Annotated in this window: 20 protein-coding genes and 1 pseudogene; 6 read left to right on the top strand and 15 right to left on the bottom strand. The window is 73.3% G+C overall.

The genetic code is table 11. From position 1 onward, the window contains the following. Positions 1–13: 13 nt before the first annotated feature. From hemC to M2163_RS08495, 7 genes are all read right to left on the bottom strand, one after another. Positions 14–949: a hydroxymethylbilane synthase gene (gene hemC / locus M2163_RS08525; RefSeq protein ID WP_280893621.1), complete on the bottom strand. Its 936-nt coding sequence runs from the start codon at positions 947–949 to the stop codon at positions 14–16. 41 nt (positions 950–990) lie between these two features. After that, positions 991–1,458: a GNAT family N-acetyltransferase gene (locus M2163_RS08520; protein WP_280853417.1), complete on the bottom strand. Its 468-nt coding sequence runs from the start codon at positions 1,456–1,458 to the stop codon at positions 991–993. Continuing rightward, positions 1,455–1,973 (bottom strand): hypothetical protein, encoded by a 519-nt coding sequence (locus tag M2163_RS08515; protein WP_280893620.1) that lies wholly within the window; start codon positions 1,971–1,973, stop codon positions 1,455–1,457. Before M2163_RS08515 ends, M2163_RS08520 begins: the two co-directional genes overlap by 4 nt. A 55-nt stretch (positions 1,974–2,028) precedes the next feature. Further along, a complete protein-coding gene (locus M2163_RS08510; RefSeq protein ID WP_280893619.1) occupies positions 2,029–3,054 on the bottom strand; it encodes a questin oxidase family protein in 1,026 nt (341 codons plus the stop codon). A gap of 100 nt (positions 3,055–3,154) precedes the next feature. Continuing rightward, complete coding sequence (locus M2163_RS08505) at positions 3,155–3,931, bottom strand: NPP1 family protein (RefSeq protein WP_280853420.1); 777 nt, start codon at positions 3,929–3,931, stop codon at positions 3,155–3,157. Positions 3,932–4,061: 130 nt separating this feature from the next. Further along, entirely contained in the window at positions 4,062–5,042 is a 981-nt protein-coding gene (ligD, locus tag M2163_RS08500; protein WP_280893618.1) for a non-homologous end-joining DNA ligase, read from the bottom strand. A gap of 206 nt (positions 5,043–5,248) precedes the next feature. Then, on the bottom strand, positions 5,249–5,998 hold the full coding sequence (locus tag M2163_RS08495) for an SDR family oxidoreductase (protein WP_280853422.1): 750 nt from the start codon (positions 5,996–5,998) through the stop codon (positions 5,249–5,251). Between the two features lie 114 nt (positions 5,999–6,112). On the opposite strand from M2163_RS08495, the gene M2163_RS08490 reads away from it, so the two are divergent. Continuing rightward, positions 6,113–6,820 carry a TetR/AcrR family transcriptional regulator gene (locus M2163_RS08490; protein WP_280893617.1) on the top strand — a complete coding sequence of 236 codons (708 nt, stop codon included), beginning with the start codon at positions 6,113–6,115 and terminating at the stop codon, positions 6,818–6,820. Positions 6,821–6,824: 4 nt separating this feature from the next. On the opposite strand, the pseudogene M2163_RS08485 reads toward M2163_RS08490, so the two are convergent. From M2163_RS08485 to M2163_RS08475, 3 genes and pseudogenes are all read right to left on the bottom strand, one after another. Then, positions 6,825–7,509 (bottom strand): annotated as a pseudogene (locus tag M2163_RS08485) (response regulator transcription factor). Then, positions 7,506–7,697: a hypothetical protein gene (locus tag M2163_RS08480; RefSeq protein WP_280893616.1), complete on the bottom strand. Its 192-nt coding sequence runs from the start codon at positions 7,695–7,697 to the stop codon at positions 7,506–7,508. The pseudogene M2163_RS08485 and the gene M2163_RS08480 overlap by 4 nt, the downstream one beginning before the upstream one ends. Positions 7,698–8,065: 368 nt before the next feature. After that, positions 8,066–9,196, bottom strand: a complete 1,131-nt coding sequence (locus tag M2163_RS08475; RefSeq protein ID WP_280897233.1) for an MFS transporter — start codon at positions 9,194–9,196, stop codon at positions 8,066–8,068. A gap of 82 nt (positions 9,197–9,278) precedes the next feature. Here M2163_RS08475 and M2163_RS08470 point away from each other — a divergent pair, with 82 nt between their 5' ends. The 4 genes from M2163_RS08470 (at position 9,279) to M2163_RS08455 (ending at position 13,359) form a co-directional block, all read left to right on the top strand. Next, positions 9,279–10,028: a helix-turn-helix transcriptional regulator gene (locus tag M2163_RS08470; protein WP_280893615.1), complete on the top strand. Its 750-nt coding sequence runs from the start codon at positions 9,279–9,281 to the stop codon at positions 10,026–10,028. A 73-nt stretch (positions 10,029–10,101) separates the two neighbouring features. Next, complete coding sequence (locus M2163_RS08465; RefSeq protein WP_280893614.1) at positions 10,102–10,482, top strand: DoxX family protein; 381 nt, start codon at positions 10,102–10,104, stop codon at positions 10,480–10,482. Then, the gene (locus M2163_RS08460) at positions 10,479–10,946 is read left to right on the top strand and encodes a peroxiredoxin (RefSeq protein ID WP_280853428.1); all 468 of its coding nucleotides are present in this window, start codon (positions 10,479–10,481) and stop codon (positions 10,944–10,946) included. Before M2163_RS08465 ends, M2163_RS08460 begins: the two co-directional genes overlap by 4 nt. A 64-nt stretch (positions 10,947–11,010) precedes the next feature. Beyond that, the gene (locus M2163_RS08455) at positions 11,011–13,359 is read left to right on the top strand and encodes a SpoIIE family protein phosphatase (RefSeq protein ID WP_280893613.1); all 2,349 of its coding nucleotides are present in this window, start codon (positions 11,011–11,013) and stop codon (positions 13,357–13,359) included. 9 nt (positions 13,360–13,368) lie between these two features. Here M2163_RS08455 and M2163_RS08450 read toward each other — a convergent pair whose 3' ends face one another. The 4 genes from M2163_RS08450 to M2163_RS08435 all read right to left on the bottom strand — a co-directional run bounded on the left by M2163_RS08450 (position 13,369) and on the right by M2163_RS08435 (position 16,160). After that, positions 13,369–13,803, bottom strand: coding sequence for a cupin domain-containing protein (locus M2163_RS08450; RefSeq protein WP_280853430.1), 435 nt, complete (start codon positions 13,801–13,803; stop codon positions 13,369–13,371). Positions 13,804–13,911: 108 nt separating this feature from the next. Further along, positions 13,912–14,496: a DNA polymerase ligase N-terminal domain-containing protein gene (locus M2163_RS08445; RefSeq protein WP_280853431.1), complete on the bottom strand. Its 585-nt coding sequence runs from the start codon at positions 14,494–14,496 to the stop codon at positions 13,912–13,914. A gap of 41 nt (positions 14,497–14,537) precedes the next feature. After that, a complete protein-coding gene (locus M2163_RS08440; protein WP_280853432.1) occupies positions 14,538–15,368 on the bottom strand; it encodes an aldo/keto reductase in 831 nt (276 codons plus the stop codon). Positions 15,369–15,533: 165 nt separating this feature from the next. Continuing rightward, positions 15,534–16,160, bottom strand: a complete 627-nt coding sequence (locus tag M2163_RS08435; protein ID WP_280893612.1) for a hypothetical protein — start codon at positions 16,158–16,160, stop codon at positions 15,534–15,536. A gap of 77 nt (positions 16,161–16,237) precedes the next feature. On the opposite strand from M2163_RS08435, the gene M2163_RS08430 reads away from it, so the two are divergent. Continuing rightward, the gene (locus M2163_RS08430; protein ID WP_280893611.1) at positions 16,238–17,203 is read left to right on the top strand and encodes a TauD/TfdA family dioxygenase; all 966 of its coding nucleotides are present in this window, start codon (positions 16,238–16,240) and stop codon (positions 17,201–17,203) included. A gap of 91 nt (positions 17,204–17,294) precedes the next feature. On the opposite strand, the gene M2163_RS08425 is transcribed toward M2163_RS08430, so the two are convergent. Continuing rightward, positions 17,295–18,323 (bottom strand): LLM class flavin-dependent oxidoreductase, encoded by a 1,029-nt coding sequence (locus M2163_RS08425; RefSeq protein WP_280897232.1) that lies wholly within the window; start codon positions 18,321–18,323, stop codon positions 17,295–17,297. Between the last annotated feature and the right edge of the window lie 51 nt (positions 18,324–18,374).

Here is an 18,374-nt window from a genome sequence, read left to right as displayed (position 1 = left end):
TCCCGCGCGGGCATCAGTGCGGGATGCCGTCGATGATCTCGCGGGCGCCCTGACGCAGCAGCGCCACCGCGACCGAGGTGCCCAGCGTGGCCGGATCGAGCCGGCCCGCCCACTCGTGGGCGTTGAGCCGCGTCTTGCCGTCCGCGGTGAACACACAGGCCCGCAGGGACAGTTCGCCCCCCTGGTCCACGCGCGCGTAGCCCGCGATCGGACTGTTGCAGTGACCCTGCAGCACATGCAGGAACATCCGCTCGGCGGTCGCCTCGCGGAAGGTGTCCGGATCCCCCAGCGCGCTGACCGCGTCGATCAGCTCGGTGTCGCCCTCCCGGCACTGGAGGGCGAGGATGCCCGCGCCGATCGGCGGCATCATCGTCTCGGGGGAGAGGATCTCGCTGATCACGTCCTCGCGGCCGATGCGCTCCAGACCGGCGACCGCGAGCAGCAGCGCGTCCGCCTCGCCGGCCGCCAGTTTCGCGAGGCGCCGGTTGGCGTTGCCGCGGAACGGCACGCACTCCAGGTGCGGGTGGGTGGCGGCCAGCTGGGCCACCCGGCGCACCGAGGAGGTGCCGATCCGGGTGCCCTCGGGCAGTTCGTCCAGGGTGAGGCCGCCCGGGTGGATCAGGGCGTCACGGACGTCGTCGCGCTTGAGGAACGCCGCGAAGGTGGTGCCCGCCGGGAGCGGGCGGTCGGCGGGCACGTCCTTCACGCAGTGCACCGCGAGATCCGCCTCGCCGGCCAGCAGTGCGGCGTCCACCTCCTTGGTGAACGCGCCCTTGCCCTCGACCTTGGACAGGTCGCCCATCCACTTGTCGCCGGTCGTCCGCACCGGCACGACCTCGGTGCGCACCGCGGGGTACAGGGCCGTCAACTCGGCTCGGACACGCTCCACTTGGGCCAGCGCCATCGGCGAGTCGCGGGAGACGATACGGACAAGTTCCGGGAGAGACATGCGGGACACGATAGACCCTGCGGAGGTTCCGTGTTTGACACTCAGGGTCCGACGGGTAGGGAGTAGCGCACCTTTTGCCTGGGGCGGGCGCCCAAGCGGTCGTAGAACCGCATCGCCCCGTCGTTCCAGGTCGGTGTCTGCCACTGCACCTCCTCCAGTCCCAGCGTGCGGGCCTCGGCGACCACGGCGTCCATGAGCAGCACGCCGAGTCCGAGACCGCGGTGCCCGGGGAGCAGGAACAGGCAGTCCATGTGCAGGTACTCGCGGCCCTCCCAGGTGGAGAGTTCGGGCGCGCAGGTGGCGTAGCCGGCCAGTGTGCCGTCCGGGAGTTCGGCCACCAGGCAGCGCAGACGGGGCGCGGGGGTGTCGAAGAGGAGCGCGGCCAGCCGGTCGGGCAGGTCCCGCGGGGGCGGCGCCGCCCGCTCGTACTCCGCGTGCCGGGCGGCCAGTTCGGCGACGGCGGGCAGGTCGGCGCGCACGGCCTGCCGGACCAGGGGAGCGCCGGTCATCGGATCTCGCCCGCGATCGTGTCCGCGCCCCAGGCGGTGAGCCGGCCGGCGAGCGGCCCGGTGCCGCCCAGGACGTGCCGGGAGTAGGCGTCCCGCTCGTGCGCGAGTACGGCGGCCTCCCACACGCAGGGCGCGAGTCCCGCCCGCCCGGGCCGCAGGGCGTCGGGCCTGCCCGCCGGTCCGGCGAAGATCGCCAGGTCCGCCATGTGGCCCTCGATCCAGCTGTGGACCAGGAGGTAGTCGCCGTCGCCGCCCGCGTGCACGATCAGGACGGCGAGTCCCAGGGAGCCCCGCAGCGGGCCGAGTTCGAGATGGCGCGCCGCGATCCGCAGCCCGGCCTCGGCGTCCTGGTCGGACACCGTGCGGCCGGGCGCCTCCAGCGCGTACACCTTCACCAGGTGACCGGCGGCCTCCCTGGTGCCCAACGGCCGGGCGGGACGGGCGTGGTGGGTGTCGGCGAGGGCGAGCAGGGCCTCGGAGCCGACGGCGGCGGGCAGTTCCTCGTGAAGATCCATTCGGCCATCATCGGATGCGGGGCCGGTCCTGTGCGACATGATGCGGGGACAGGTCTCAGGTCAGCGGCTCGCTGAGTTCGACCGAGCGCAGGGCGGCCGCGAGGGCCTGCTCGTCGCCGATGTCCAGGGCCGTGTCGGTGAGCTTGATGACGTGTTCGTCGCCGTGGGCCAGGGCGCGTGCCACGACCTCCTGCGCCGTGAGCCGCGCGGGAGGGACGTAGGCGACCGGTGCCGCGGGCGCGTACATCGCCGTGACCGCCGCCGAGGCCGTCCAGGCGGCGTGCAGGCTCGGCACCCACTGGTCGCGGGGCAGGGAGTCCAGGGTCCGCAGCACCGCGTTGGGCGCCGTCGCCGCGTGCACGAGCATGGTCGGCTCGCCGTGGCCATGGGTGGCGTAGCGGTGGGTCGCCGCGCGGACGAGCTCGGTGAGCCGCTCCTTCGCGGTGTCCGGATCGGTGACGTCGCGCGCCCACATGGGCAGCCGGTGTACGGCGGCCAGGCGGTTGCGGAATCCCAGGTGGCCCGGCTCGATGGCGGGTACGGCTTCCAGGGCGTCCGCGGCCGTTCTCGCGCCCGGCAGTTCCGCGAGCCCGGTCACGGGCTGGTGCCGTGCCGCCCAGTAGCCCAGCGCGTGCGCGAGTTCGGTGAGCCGGGGCGTGTTCTCCTTCGCCCGCACGGCGCGGACGGCATGGCCCACGCGGATGACGGTGTGGGTGGCACCGCCGTACATGCCCGGCAGCAGGCGCGGCCACCACTCGGCGAGGACGTCCTGCCAGGGGCGCTCGGCGAGCGAGCGGGAGTAGTAGTCGGTCCAGTCCGCGATCCGGCGCGGTTCGCCCAGTGCCGAGCGCCAGTTGTCGTCCGTGACGGGGTCGGTGCGGTCGGGGAAGTCCTCCAGCTTGTCCCGGTACAGGTCCAGCCACCGGTGCACCGCGCCGGCCTGCCCGTGCGCCGCGAGTGCCTCGACCACCATGGGGGCGTGGTTGCTCAGCCAGCCCTCCCGCTCCGGCCCTGCCGCGTGGACGCGGTCCAGGGCCTCTTCGAGGTGCCCGCTCGTGTCGCTCGTTTCGGTCGTGTCCATGAACAGGACGCTATGCGGGGCCGGGCCGGGGTGGATCGGGCGCGGGACGGAACCCGCGGGCGCGGGGGACCTAGGTCCAGCGCCCGATCGTGCCACCGGGTCAGGCGTTGGGGTCGAAGGAGATCCCCGACGGCTTCGCCGACGACAGGTGGGCGGCGAAGTTGGCGTCCTTGAGGCCGAAGTTGGCGCTGCCGAAGTCGTACGCGCTCAGCTTGTCGCGCAGCCCCGAGGGGTAGCCGTTCCAGCCGACCAGCGGCGGGTACTGCCAGGTGCCCTTGGCGTTCTCCGGCGGCTCGTCGTTCGAGTTGGCCAGCCGGAAGCAGTGCGTGCTGATGCCGTCCTTGTGGTAGACGATCTTCGCGTGGGTGCCGCTGAAGCGGACGCCGGAGGCCGCGCTGACGGTGAACGAGCCGTGGTTGGACGTCGACACGTACTGGACCGCGCCGTTCTGCACCCAGATCACGACGTGCTCCCAGTCGTGCCGGTGCCCGCCGATGCTGCTGTTCGCCAGCGCCTGGTCCTTCTCGAAGTACAGGCCGTACATGTAGGCGCACCAGCCGTTGTTGCACTTGTAGCGCGAGTACGTGTTGGTGTTGTCCAGGTCCGAGGCGTCATGGCAGTCGCCGCTGAGCGAACCCGTCGGCTTCAGACCGCCGTTGATCGTGCCGTCGGGGCCGATGGCGGGCGTCGGGTAGCAGCCGTCCGTGTCGTAGTCGAAGGCGGGCTGGTAGGTGAGCTCGGCGCTCTCGGCGTTGGCGGGCAGCGCCGTCGGCGGGGCGGCGAACGCGGCGGCGGGGAAGGCGAGCACGAGCGCCGCGGCGCCGGCCAGTCCGGTGAACCATCGCGTGCGGTGCTTCTTGAACGACGGTGACGACACTGCGTCCTCCTCGTGATCCGGGCGCAGCCCAACGGCTGTGGGTTACTGGGGAGTTCAGCTTCCCGGCTTTTCATGTCCGCGCCAAGAGGGTGAAGGCGTCGCTCCGGTTACGGCTCGCCCAATATCCGGATCACGAGGGCGCGTCGGGGAGGTCGGCCGAGGAGTCCTCCGGCGCGAGATCCGGCCGCAGCCGCAGCCAGGACGGCTGCCGCAGCAACCCCGCCCGGGTACGGGTGCTGTAGCGGACCTCGCCGACCAGCCGGGGCAGTACCCAGCGCGCGCCCGGGACCCGCGGCACGGGATCGAAGGGGCACGCGTCCGTCGCCGCGGCCGCCAACAGCGAGGCGAGCTCCGTGCGTTCCGTCTCGCTCCAGCCGGTGCCCACGCTGCCGACGTACCGCAGCCGGCCCTCGCCCCGCTGCCCGACGAGCACCGCGCCCGGCAGGCCCGTGAGCCGGCCCTTGCCGGGCAGCCAGCCGCCCACGACGACGTCCTCGCTGCGCATGTTGCGGATCTTGATCCAGGCGCGGGAGCGCACTCCCGGTTCGTACGGCGAGTCGAGGCGTTTGCAGACGAGGCCCTCCAGGCCGTGCTCACGGGTGGCGCGCAGGGCCTGTTCGCCGTGGCCCACGAGGGCGGCCGGGGTGGACCAGCGGGCTCCGGCGAGCTGCAGTTCGTCCAGACGGGCCCGCCGCCGCACGTAGGGGAGGGTGAGGAGGGAACGCCGGCCCAGGTGCATCAGGTCGAACAGCACGAGGTGCACGGGTGCTTCGGCCGCCCGGCGTGCGGCCCTGCCGGGGGAGTGGGCCAACTGCATGCGCGGTTGCAGTAACTGGAAGTCCGCGCGGCCCTGTTCGTCCAGGGCCAGGATCTCCCCGTCGAGCACCGCGGGCGTGCTGCCGAGCGCGGTGCCCAGCGGGCGCAGTTCGGGGTAGGCGGCGGTGATGTCCTCCCCGGACCTGGCGCGCAGCACCATCTCGCCGTCGCCGGTGAGGTAGGCCACCACCCGCTGGCCGTCCTGCTTGGTCTCGTAGGCCCAGCGCGCGTCCTGTGAGGCGGGCGGCAGGGTGCCGGGGGTGGCGAGCATGGGCGGGATCAGCGGCAGGGTCACGGGTGAGTTGTCGACGCGAGCACCGTCCGCCACGCGCCCCGCGCACCGGTTTCCCCTGAACGGGCGCGGCCCGGGGGCCTCTCAGCCCTCCTGGTACGGGTTCATCAGCTCTCCTGGTAGGCCGTCGACCCGGGCAGGACTCGGCACGGGAGTCCTCGCGGGGGCTCTCCACCCGGCGGTGGGGAGCGTGCCCCACGCCTCCGCGGTCAGATGATGCCGCCGTTGGCCCGCAGCACCTGGCCGTTGATCCAGTGGCCCGCCGGGCTCACCAGGAACGACACGACGTCGGCGATGTCCTTCGGGGTGCCGAGGCGTTCCAGCGGGGGCTGCGCCGCCAGGCGGGCGACGGTCTCCTCGTCCTTGCCGTCGAGGAAGAGGTCGGTCGCCGTCGGGCCGGGGGCCACGGCGTTGACGGTGACGTCACGGCCGCGGAGCTCACGGGCGAGGATCAGGGTCACGGCCTCGACCGCGCCCTTGCTGGCCGCGTAGGCGCCGTAGCCGGGGAAGGCGAGCCCGACGACCGAACTGGAGAGGTTGACGAGCGCGCCACCGGGGCGCAGCCGACGCGCGGCCTGCTGGTCGACGACGAAGGTGCCGCGGATGTTGGTGCGGTACAGGGCGTCGAGATCGGCGAGATCGAGCTCGGCGATCGGGGAGAGGGGCATCCTGCCCGCGGAGTGCACCACCGTGTCGACACCGCCGTACCTCGCCTCCGCGAGGTCGAACAGGGCGGCGACGGCGGTCTCGTCGGCGACGTCCGCGCGGGCGGCGCAGGCCGTGCCGCCCGCCTCCTCGACGGCGCGCACGGCGTCGTCCGCGGCGGCCTTGTTGCCCGCGTACCCGACGACGACCGCGAAACCGTCGGCGGCGAGCCGCTCGGCGATCTGCCGACCGATGCCGCGCGAGCCGCCGGTCACGATCGCGACACGCTGTTCCGTCCGGGGCTGAGTGGTCATGACTGCATCCTTTGTTAGCGCTGCTACGAGTTTCTCGTATCGACGATAACACAGTTGCGTAGCAGCGATAACCCTCAGCTCGTATCACCGCTACGAATGGCGTACGGTGAGGGCATGGATGCGAGGGAAAAGATCCTGGAGGCGGCCGCCGAGCTGCTGGCCGGCGCGTCGGCGGCCGATGTCTCCACGCGCGCGGTGTGCGAGAAGGCCGGGGTGGGCGCGCCGATGCTCTACCGGCTCTTCGGCGACAAGGCCGGTCTGCTGGCGGCCGTGGTGGACCGCGGGTTCGAGCAGTACCTCGCGTCGAAGCGGGCGGCCAGGCCGAGCGCGGACCCGGTCGAGGACCTGAAGAGCGGCTGGGACAACCACATGCGCTTCGCGCTGGAGCACCCCAGCCACTACCGGCTGATGTACTCGCCCGAGCTGACCGTGCCCCCGGCGGCCGCCCAGGAGGCGCACGACCTGCTGCACGGCATCCTCGAACGCTGTGCGGCCGAGGGGCGGCTGACGGTGCCGCCCGCCCTGGCCACACAGATGATCATGTCCGCCAATGTCGGGGCGGCCCTGTCGATGCTGACCAGGCCCGAGCAGTACGCGGACCCGAAGTTCTCGCAGCGGTTGCGCGACGCGGTGCTGGACTCGGTGACCCGGCCCGCCGACACCGGCACTGGCACCGTCGCCGGCGCGGCCCGGGAGGACGGCTCGGTGCCCGTCGCGGCGGCGACACTCGCGGCCCGTCTGCGTGCCGATCTGCCGCCCGCCCTTACGAGTGCGGAGGCGGCGCTGCTCCAGCAGTGGCTGGAGGAACTCGCCGAGGGCTGAGGGGTCAGCGCTCCTCGGGCGGCAGCGGTTGCACCAGACCCGACTGGTAGGCCATCACGACGAGCTGGGCGCGGTCACGGGCGCCCAGCTTGGTCATCGCGCGGTGGACGTGGGTACGCACGGTCAGGGGGCTGACGTAGAGCTTCCCGGCGATCTCCTCGTTGGAGTGCCCCTCGGCGACCCACGCCATCACCTCGCGCTCCCGGGTGGTGAGACCGGTCAGGTCGTCCGCGGCCGCGAGGCGGGTGCCGAGCCCCGGGGCCGCGAGGAAGCGGGTGATCAGGGTGCGGGTGGCGCCGGGGGGAGAGCAGGGAGTCGCCGGCCGCCACCGTGCGGATGCCGCCGAGCAGGGCCTCGGCGGTGACGTCCTTGCCGAGGAAGCCACTGGCCCCGGACCGCAGGGCCTGGGCGACGTACTCGTCGATCTCGAACGTGGTCAGGATCAGCACCCGGGTGTCCGACAGCTCCGGATCGGCGCAGATCGCGGACGTGGCGGCCAGACCGTCGGTGCCCGGCATGCGGATGTCCATGAGGATCACGTCGGGACGGTGGGCCCGCGCCAGGTCGACCGCGGCGGCACCGTCGGCGGCCTCCGCCACCACCTCCATGTCCTCGCACGAGTCGATGAGAATCCGGAAGGTGGCCCGCAGCAGGGCCTGGTCGTCGGCGAGCAGGATACGGATGGTCACGGGGTCCGTTCCTGGCGTGGCGCGGCGGAAGGCCCCATGGAGAGCCGGGGGTGCTCCGCCGGGTCCGGCCGGTCGCTGCCGGGCCTCCCCTCGCCGCCGTGCGGGAGTCCGGGCAGCCGCAGCCCGGCCGTGATGGCGACGACCGTACGGACATGATCGTCGGCGTAGCGCCGCAGGGGGATGCTCATGGGCTCTCCGGTCGTCCTGGAACCATGGTGGCCGCGGTCGCCGGGTGCGGCCACGGCGACCCGTGCCGGCCGAGGGCCACGTGTCCCCCCTCGCCCGCGGTCCGGATCGCCAGTCTGTCCCACACCGGGGCCGGTGTCGTCGTACCACCGCCGACCATTGCGGCTACTGAGAACGCAGTACACGCCGGTGGGTGAATCCTCCCTGGGCAGGACCCGATGGCCGCCGGTGAACGGCCATCGGGCGGGCGGCGTCAGCGTCCGGACGGCGTCTGCGCGGCCGGCGCCGGGGCCGCCGCCGTCTCCGTGGCGGGCACGGCGCCCGTGAGGAGGGCGGGCATGGAGCCGTAGGTGCCGGCGCCGGCTGAGGCTCAGCGCGTGGGGAGGAGCGGCTCGGCGGGAGCGGGGTCGCGCAGTCCGCGCAGCAGCAGACCGCCCAGCGCGGGCAGGGCGATCAGCGGCACCAGCGCGGTCCGCAGCGACGTGGTGTCGGCCAGCGCTCCCAACGCCGGTGCGGCCAGCCCGCCGACGCTCACCGTCAGGCCCAGCGTGACGCCGCTCGCCGTGCCCACCCGTCCGGGCAGGTAGTCCTGGCCGAGGGTGACGTGCAGGGAGAACGGCACGTACAGGCTGGCCGAGGACAGGGCGACGCACAGGTACACCGCCGGGCCGGGGACGAGCACCACCCCGGCGACGGCGAGCACCGTCAGGGCGTACGCCCCGCGCACCACCGGGAGGCGCCCGTACCGGTCGGCGAGCCGCCCGCCGAGGACCGTGCCCACGGCACCGCCCGCGTACAGCACGCACAGCGCCGCCGTACCGGCCGCATCGCCGCCGCCGACGCGCTCACGGACGTACAGCGAGACGAACGCGCTCAGTCCGACGAACACGACCGAGCGGCAGACCACCGCACCCGACAGCCGCAGGAACGAGGGCCAGTCGTCACGGCCGCCCCGCCCCGCCGCCGGTGCCGCCGCCGGGCGCGACCGGCACGCGCGCACCGCCGCCGCGCACAGGGCCGCGCCCACCACGGCCGGCACCAGCAGCAGGGGAGAGGCCTTCAGGCCCCCGGTGGCGATCACGGCGGCCACCAGCAGCGGGGCCAGGGCGAAACCGGCGTTGCCGCCGAGCGAGAACCACCCCATCCCCCTGTTGCCGCCGGACGCGACGGCCCGCGCGGCCCTCGCGGCCTCCGGGTGATAGGCCGCGACCCCGGCCCCCGACACGGCGACCGCCGCCAGGGTGAGCGGATAGGAGCCGACGACCCCGCTCAGCGCGACACCCGCGCCCGCGGTCAGCGCGCTCACCGGCAGCAACCACGGCATCGCCCAGCGGTCGGTGAGCGCGCCGAACAACGGCTGCACGACCGACGACAGCAGGGACGCGGCCAGGACGACGCCCGACGCGGCGGCGTAGGACCAGGCCCGCTCGGCGACGAAGAACGGCACCAGGGCGGCGACGGCCCCCTGGTACACGTCCACGCAGGCGTGACCGAGCGACATCAGCGTGAGGGAACGGTTCTTGGACACGGAACCGAGCCTCGCCCGGCAGCCGTCTGGCCCGCTTCCGATAACCTGCCCTGTTGTGTCGAACATCCGCCACACCCCGGTGGCCCCCACCCGCGCCCAGCACCTCGCCGCGGGCGAGCGCATCGAGGCCCACCGGCACGACGACCACCAGATCGTCTACGCCGGCTCCGGCGTCCTCGCGGTCACCACCGTCGCCGGCACCTGGTTCGCACCCGGCACCCGCGCCATCTGGATCCCCGCGGGCACCGTCCACGCCCACCGCGCCCACGGACACCTAGACCTGCACCTGGTCGGACTGCCCGCCGCGGACAACCCGCTCGGCCTGGACGCGCCGACCGTGCTCGCCGTGGGCCCGCTGCTGCGCGAGCTGATCCGCGCCCACACCCGTGACCCCGCCGACGACAGCCCCGAACGCCACCGTCTCCTCGCCGTGCTGCGCGACCAGCTGCGCGCCTCGCCGCAGCAGCCCCTCCGGCTGCCCGCCCCGTCCGACCCCCGGCTGGCCGCGGTCTGCGCGCTCTTGCACACCGACCCCGCCGATCCGCGCACCCTGGCCGCCCTCGGCGCCGCGACCGGCGCCTCGGAACGCACGCTCAGCCGTCTCTTCCGCAGCGAGTTCGGCATGACCTTCCCCCAGTGGCGCACCCAGTCGCGCCTCTACCACGCCCTGCGGATGCTGGCCGACGACGTCCCCGTCACCACGGTCGCCCACCGCTGCGGCTGGTCCTCCGCGAGCGCCTTCATCGACGTCTTCCGCCGCTCCTTCGGCTACACGCCGGGCACCCACAACCGCCGCTCCCCGTAACGAGCGAGGCCGCCGGACGAGGTTTTCGTACCGTCCAGTAATGTGCGCGGCAGCCCCCCCCGAAGGAGGAACCGTGTCACGGTCCCCACGTTCGCCCCTGCTGCTCGCCGGCCTGCTGGCCACCGCGGGCGCCGCCCACTTCGCCCGGCCGCGCCAGTTCGACGCGATCGTCCCCAAGGCCCTGCCCGGCACGCCCCGGACCTGGACCTACGCGAGCGGCGCCGTGGAGCTCGCGCTCGCCGCCGGTCTGGCGGCGCCGAAGACCCGGCAGGCCGCCGCGCTCGCCACCGCCGCCTTCTTCGTCGGGGTGTTCCCCGCCAACGTCAAGATGGCCGTCGACTGGCGCCACCGGCCCGCACCCCAGAAGGCGGCGGCCCTCGGACGGCTGCCGCTCCAGGTGCCGCTCGTGCTGTGGGCCCGCGGCATCGCCAGGAACGGGGAGGGCCGGGCATGAGCAGGGCACCGGAGACCGGCGACACCGTCGAGGACTTCGAGCTCCCCGACGAGACCGGCACCAGCCGCAAGCTGTCCGAGCTGCTCGCCGACGGCCCGGTCGTGCTCTTCTTCTACCCCGCCGCCCTGACCGCCGGCTGCACCGCGGAGGCCTGCCACTTCCGCGACCTGGCCGCCGAGTTCGCCGCCGTCGGTGCCCGGCCGGTCGGCATCAGCGGGGACACCGTCGAACGCCAGCAGGAGTTCGCCGGGCGCCACACCCTCGGCATGCCCCTCCTGTCCGACGCCGACGGCACGGTACGCGAGCTGTTCGGCGTCAGACGGGGCTTCTCCCTGGCCCCCACCAAGCGCGTCACCTTCGTCATCGCCGAGGACCGCACCGTGCTGGAGGTCGTCCGCAGCGAACTGCGCATGAACACCCACGCCGACCGCGCCCTGGAGGCCCTGCGCGCCCACCGCACGTGACGGCCGGGGCCCCGTTGCCCCGTTTCGGTTGATGCGGTCCGGCAATGGGACCATCCTGGACGATATGGAGCACGTCTCCGCTACGGCGGTCACCGATGCCGCGGGTGTCGTGACGGGGTGGAGCGAGGCTGCCCGGCGGCTGACGGGACACACCGCCCAGGAGGTCGTGGGGCGGACGGCCCGGGAACTGCTCGCCGAGGACCCGCCGCAATCAGCCGTGACAGCGCTGAAGGGGACCGTCGTACTGCGCCACCGCGACGGTTCCCTCCTCACCCTCGTCCTGGACGCCTGCCCCGTGCGGGGCGGCGACGGCACACCGACCGGATACGTGATCACCGGCCGGCGGCCCGGCCCCATCGAGCCCACTCTCGCCGGGCAGGCCTTCCAGCAGGCCTCCATGTCGATGTCGGTCTTCGACACCCGCCAGCACTACCTGCGCCTCAACGACATGGCCTGCCGGGTCATGGGAGTGCCGGAGGAAGCCCTGCTCGGCCGCTTCTTCGCGGACACCGTCGAGGACGCCGAACACACCCGCGGATTCCTGGCCACCTTGCGCCAGGTCGCCGAGACCGGCAGACCCGCCCGCTACGAGAGCTTCGCCGGCGCGCCCGCGCTCAACCACGAACACGCCTGGACCTGCGAGATGTGGCCCGTCCGCGAGGAGGGCTCCACCGAACCGGCCGGTGTCGCCCTGGCCGCCTTCGACAGCAGTGACCAGTACTGGGCCCGGCAGCGACTGGCCCTGCTGAACGAGGCAGCGGCCACCATCGGCACCACCCTGGACGTGGTGCGCACCGCCGAGGAGCTCGTCGCCCTCCTCGTGCCCCGCTACGCCGACTTCGCCAGCGTCGACCTCCTCGACTGGGTGCTCGGCTCCGACGAGCCGCCCACCGCCCTGGAAGGTGACATCGCGCTGCGCCGCGTCGCCCACGGTTCCGCCCACGAGGGCACCCCCGAGGCCGCCGTCCGCCTCGGCGAGAGGGACGTCTACCCCGCCCCCTCACCGCCCGCCCGAGCCCTGCGGGAGGGCCGGGCCGCCCTCAGCCAGGCGGGCGAGCCCGACTTCATGCGCTGGGTCGCCGAGCGCAACGCCCGCGCCCCCGCGGGCCGCTCCTACCGCAAGGGCGTCCACTCCGTGCTCGCCGTGCCCCTCAAGGCCCGGGGCACCACCCTGGGCGTCGCGGTCGCCGTCCGCATCGCCCACCCCGACGACTTCGCCGAGGACGACGCCGTCCTCGGCGAGGAACTCGCCAGCCGGGCCGCCGTCTGCATCGACAACGCCCGCCGCTTCGCCCGCGAGCGCACCACCGCACTGGCCCTGCAGAACAGCCTGCTGCCGCGTGGTCTGCCCGGACAGGCCGCCGTCGAGGTCGCCCACCGCTATCTGCCCTCCGGCTCGCTGGCCGGCATCGGCGGCGACTGGTTCGACGTCATCCCGCTCTCCGGCAGCCGCGTCGCCCTCGTCGTCGGCGACGTCGTCGGCCACGGCATCCCGTCCTCGGCGACCATGGGCCGCCTGTGCACGGCGGTGCGCACCCTCGCCGACGTCGACCTGCCCCCCGACGAGCTCCTCACCCACCTCGACGACCTGGTCACCCACCTCGCCTCCGGCGACCGCGACGACGAGGTCGCCGAGCTGGGCGCCACCTGCCTGTACGCCGTCTACGACCCCGTCTCGCGCCGTCTCACCACGGCCGCCGCCGGCCACCCGCCGCCCGCCGTCGTCCTGCCCGACGGCACCACCCGCCTGGTCCCCCTGAGCGCGGGACCCCCGCTCGGCGTCGGCGGACTGCCCTTCGAGGCCACGGAGATCGAACTGCCCGAGGGGTCCGTCGTCGCCCTCTACACCGACGGTCTGATCGAGGACCGGGACCGCGACGTCGACCACGCCACCGACGAGCTGTGCCGCGCGCTCACCGCGCGGACCGACACCCTCGACGACCTGTGCGACACCGTCCTCAAGGCCGTACTGCCCGAGGAACCCGGCGACGACGTGGCCCTGCTGCTCGCGCGTACCCGGGCCCTGGGCGCGGACCGGGTCGCCACCTGGGACGTGGCACCCGACCCCGCACACGTGGCCGCGACCCGCCAGGCCGCCACCGATCAACTGGCCGCCTGGGGACTGGAGGAGACGTCCTTCGTCACCGAACTCGTCGTCAGCGAACTGGTCACCAACGCCATCCGCTACGGCGAACCGCCCATCCAGCTACGGCTGATCCGGGACCGCACCCTCATCTGCGAGGTCTCCGACGGCAGTTCCACCTCACCGCACCTGCGGCGCGCCCACGCCTTCGACGAGGGCGGCCGCGGGCTGCTGCTGGTCGCCCAGCTCACCCAGCGCTGGGGAAGCAGGCAGACCGGCGGCGGCAAGACGATCTGGGCCGAACAGTCCCTGGAACCGACCGAGTTCTGAGCCTCGGGCTCACTCGAAGGAGCAGCCGGGGTTCGGCACGTCCTCCGAGTACGGCGAGCCGTGCGGAAGCACGTACAGCACCTCCAGGACCAGCGGGACGTCCCCTTCGTTGCGGCCGAGGTGGACGTCGCCCGGGCCGCCCGGCTCCCGCACCACGGTGCCCTGCGGATAGACGCCGTCACTGGCGCAGTCGGAGTGGTAGTGGCTGAGGGTGCCCTGCTTGACGTACCCGAAGACGGGGCCGTCGTGGTAGTGCCAGCCGGTCGCCTGGCCCGGCGGGACGGTGATCTCCCTCAGGACGTAGTCGGTGCCGCCCACGGTCTTCTGGGCGATCAGTGTGCCGGTCACTCCGGGGCCGGGCGGGGTCGCCTGTGCGGTGCCGCCGGTGAGGACGGTGGCGGCGACGACCGCGCCGGACAGGGCGGTACGGAGCGCGATGCGCATACGGAGGGCCTCCTGGCTCGTGTGCGTGTGCGACGACGTGTCGCGGCGACGCTGCGAACATAGAGGCCCGCAAGGCGAGTTGGGGCGGTGTTCGGAGGATCTTCCGGCTCAGTTCTCCTCGGCGGCGACCTGTGCCAGGGTCCGGCCGGACCGGACCGAGCGGGCCCGGCGCGGGTTCGGCGTGCCGTGCCCGCGCGCTCCGCCCGAGGCGGTCCTCACCAGCAGCCAGTCGCCCTCGTCACGGAAGCGGGTGAGGGCGTACGTGCCGCGCAGCTTCGCCCCGTGGAGCCGGAACGTGGCGTGTCCGCGCTCCAGCGACTCGGCGAAGTCGACGGGACGCCCCTCACGGTCGTGGCTCAGGGGCTCGTACGTGCCGCGGTCCCAGACGATCACCGTGCCCCCGCCGTACTCGCCCCGCGGGATCACGCCCTCGAAGTCCTCGTACTCCAGCGGATGGTCCTCCGTCGGCACCGCGAGGCGTTTGTCCTTGGGGACGTCGGAGGGGCCCTTCGGGACCGACCAGGACTTCAGCACATCGCCGACCTGGAGCCGGAAGTCGAAGTGCATCGTGCTCGCGTCATGGATCTGCACGACGAACCGGGGCGCGGTACCCGCGGGGGCCCGCCGGCCCTCCGGCTCACGCGTCCGTCCGAAGTCCCGCTTGCCGTGATAGTCCTTCAGTCGCTCACTCACCTGCGGCTCCCTCCGACGCTCCCGGGTACCCCGCCCGCCGCTCAGAACTCCTCGTGCTCCTCCGGGTCCCCGCCGAGGCGCCGGTGCCCACGGTCGCCGATCGCCGCCACCTCGGACTCGCTCAGCTCGAAGCCGAAGACGTCGAGGTTCGTGCGCTGCCGTCCGGGATCGCCGGACTTCGGGATCGGCAGGGCACCGAGCTGGATGTGCCAGCGCAGGATCACCTGGCCGGGCGTGACACCGTGCGCCTCGGCGGCGGCCGCCACCGCCGGGTCCTCCAGGAGGTCCGAGCCGCGCCCCAGCGGGCTCCAGCTCTCGGTGACGATGCCCTTGCCGGCGTGGAAGGCACGCAGCTCGTCCTGCGGGAAGAGGGGGTGCAGCTCGACCTGGTTGACCGAGGGCAGCACGCCGGTCTCCTTCTCCAGCCGCTCGATGTGCGCGGGCGTGAAGTTGGAGACCCCGATCGACCGTACGAGGCCGTCCTCGCGGAGTTTGATCATGGCCTTCCACGAGTCGACGTACTTGTCGACCCGGGGGAGCGGCCAGTGGATCAGATACAGGTCGACGTACTCCAGGCCGAGACGGGAGCGGGACTCCTCGAAGGAGGCCAGGGTCTCCTCGTAGCCGTGGTGCCGGCCGGGCAGCTTCGTCGTCACGAGGACCTCCTCGCGCGGGACGCCGGCCGCGGCCACACCACGGCCCACACCGGTTTCGTTCCGGTAGTTCGTCGCCGTGTCGACGAGCCGGTAGCCGCTCTCCAGCGCGGCGGCGACGGCCCGTTCCGCCTCGGTGTCGTCCATCGGCCAGGTGCCCAGACCGAGGGCGGGGATCGTCGTGCCGTCATTGAGCGTGTGCGTCGGGATGCTGATCACGTGCGGACCTTCCCTTGACTGTGTCGTCCTCCCACCTTCACCGACAGGGCGAGCAATGATCAACCGGACGGGCGGGACGAGGGCGGCGGACGGCACGGACGGCACCGAGGAGAAGCGGCCGGCGGGACCCGGGCGTCCCGGCCCTGGTCGTACGGCTACGGGAGCTCAGCGTCCGAGGGCGTGGGCGGTGCCGCCGCCCGCGGCCAGGGCGGCGGCGATCCGCCGATGGGCCTGCCGCCGTTCCTCCTCGAGGATCGGTGGCAGGAGCTCCTCCCACACCGGGAGGAAGGTCCCGCGGAGCTGGAGCAGGCCCGCGGGACGGGCGAGGAACCAGAAGTGGAGGTGGGCGGCACCGTCGCCCCACCGGTTGACGTGGACGCGGGCGACGCCGTCGAGACCGAGGACCGCCCGCTCCACCCGCTGGAGGAGGGGACCGAGTTCGGCCGCCCGCTCGGCGGGGAGGTCGGACAGGTCGTGGTGGCCGCGCGGTTGCAGCATCACGACCGCCGGGAGCCGGGACTCGGTGCCGACCGCGTCCACCCGCCAGTGGTCGTCGGCCCACAGGGCTTCCGTCACCGGTTTCCGGCAGGTCGGGCATGCGCCGGGGCCGTCCTCGCCGGAACGGGCGGGTTCGGGGAGGACGGGCGGCCGCAGGGGCTTGACCCTCAGGTCGCCCTCGAAGGGGAAGGTCTCCCAGTCGGCGACCGAGTCGGCGGGCAGGGGCAGACGTTCGCCCGTCGGCAGCCGCCGTACGAAGGCACCGGGCTGCTCGGGAGTTGCGGGTGTGGCCACGCTGGGCAGTCAACCATGGGTGACGTGCCCGCGGGGCACGGACCACAGGACGGATCCAGGCGACCGACGGAGCATGCATGACGACGGACCAGGGCACGGCGGAACGGGACGCGGGCATCGAGGTGAACCCGGTGGCCGGGCACATCGGAGCCGAGATCACGGGTGTCGACCTCTCGGACGACCTCGACGACTCGGTGGTCACCGCGATCCGGGCCGCGGTGCTGCGCTGGAAGGTGGTGTTCTTCCGGGGGCAGAACCTCGACCACGCCGGGCACGTCGCCCTCGCCCGCAGGTTCGGCGAGCCCGTCGTCCTGCCCAAGCGCGGCAGCGCCTCGCCGGCGGACTTCCCGGAGATCGAGACGACCGCCGACCGGCTGGAACTGGGCGGAAAGTTCGGCATGGAGCACGAGGAGTGGCTGCAACGCCGCCGGCACACCCTGCTGCGCGGCTGGCACTGCGACCACGGGGCACGGATCGACCCGCCCGCCGCGACGATCCTGCGCGCCGAGACCGTTCCGCCCTACGGCGGCGACACACAGTGGTCCAACCTCGCCGCCGCCTACGCCGGACTGTCCGCCCCCGTGCGGGAGTTCGTCGACGGACTGCGCGTGGAGCACCGGCTCGGCGTCGGCTACCAGCCCCGCCCCGGCGAGGACGCCTATGTCCGGCACCTCCTGGACCACCAGGTGGCCTCCCTGCACCCGCTCGTGCGGGTGCACCCCGAGACGGGGGAGCGGATCCTTTACGTCAACGGCTACTACGTCGAGCAGATCGCCGGCCTCTCCCGCGCCGAGAGCCGGGCGATCCTCGACATGCTCCTCGAACAGGCGGTCCGCCCCGAGTACACGGTCCGCTTCCGCTGGGAGCCCGGCAGCGTCGCCTTCTGGGACAACCGCGCCACCATCCACCTGGCCCCCAGCGACAACGCCCACCTCGGCTTCCCCCGGACCATGCACCGGGTGATGCTGGCGGGGGACGTGCCGGTGGGAGTGGACGGCAAGCCGTCGGAGGCGATCACCGGGACGGAGGTGGGGCGCTGGTGAGGGGGCGGGGTGGGCGCCGCTTCAGGCGCCCCGCCAGGGGAGCCCCCCGGCGGAGTCTGCTCCGGCCTCGGCCCGCCCCCTGCGGGCAGACCTACGCGCCCGGTTTCCACCCCAGCGCCGGGCCCAGCCTGGTCGCCATGTCCGTGAGGATCTGGACGTAGTCCTCGTGCTCGAAGGTGAAGGGCAGCGCGAACGCCACCTCGTCCACCTCGCGGAACGCGGCGTGCGCGTGCAGGCGTTCGGCGATCTGCTCCGACGTGCCGACGATGTCAGGGGCGAACAGCAACCGCGCCGGGCCCTGCGGGGCCGCGGTACGAGGGGTGCGCTTCGCCGCGTACTCCTCGTAGCGCGCCCGCTGCTCCGCGGAGGCCGAGTCGGTCGGGATGACGACGAGTCCCTGGGACACGCGGGCTTCCTCGCCGTCCGGGTGCGCGTCCCGGAAGGCGCGGATGTGCGACAGCTGGATCTCCGCGAAGTCGTACGGCCCTTCCGGATCCTCCGCCTTGACGACGCTGCTGGTCAGGAAGTTCATGCCGTGCTCGCCGGCCCAGCGCGCCGAACTCCGGCTGCCGCCGCCGTACCAGAGACGCCGGCCGAGGCTGGGGGAGTGCGGCTGCACCCGGTCCGAGAAGACCTCGAAGCCACGCGCCCCGCTGAACTCGCTCGCCGGCTCGCCGCGCACGAGGTCCAGCAGCCGTCGCACCCGCTCGTAGGAGAAGTCCTCGACGTCGGCCGTGTCCGGGTACAGCGCCCCCTTGACGTCGTCGAAGTGCATCGGCGGGCCGACGCTCACGCCGGGGTTGACCCGGCCGCCGGACAGGATGTCCACGGTCGCCAGGTCCTCGGCCAGCCGCAGCGGGTTCTCCCAGCCGAGCGGGATGACCGCCGTGCCGAGCTCGATCCGGCTGGTGCGCTGCGAGGCCGCCGCCATGACGGCCACCGGGGACGAGATGCCGTACTGGAGATGCCGGTGGCGCAGCCACGCGCTGTCGAAGCCCAGCCGCTCACCCAGCTCGATGATCTCCAGCGTGGACTCGTGCCCGCGCCGCGGATCCGCCTCGTCGAACAGGCCGATGGTCAGGAAGCCCAGCTTGCGCAGGGGGCGGGGGGTGGGCGGCACGGGCTCCTCCGGGGTGTTTGACATATCAAGCAGTACGGCAGTGCCAACCCG

Source organism: Streptomyces sp. SAI-135 (assembly GCF_029893805.1).
Classification (GTDB): Bacteria; Actinomycetota; Actinomycetes; order Streptomycetales; family Streptomycetaceae; genus Streptomyces.
The sequence above is the reverse complement of the archived record's forward strand: the minus strand, read 5'-3'. Positions and strand labels throughout refer to the sequence as shown.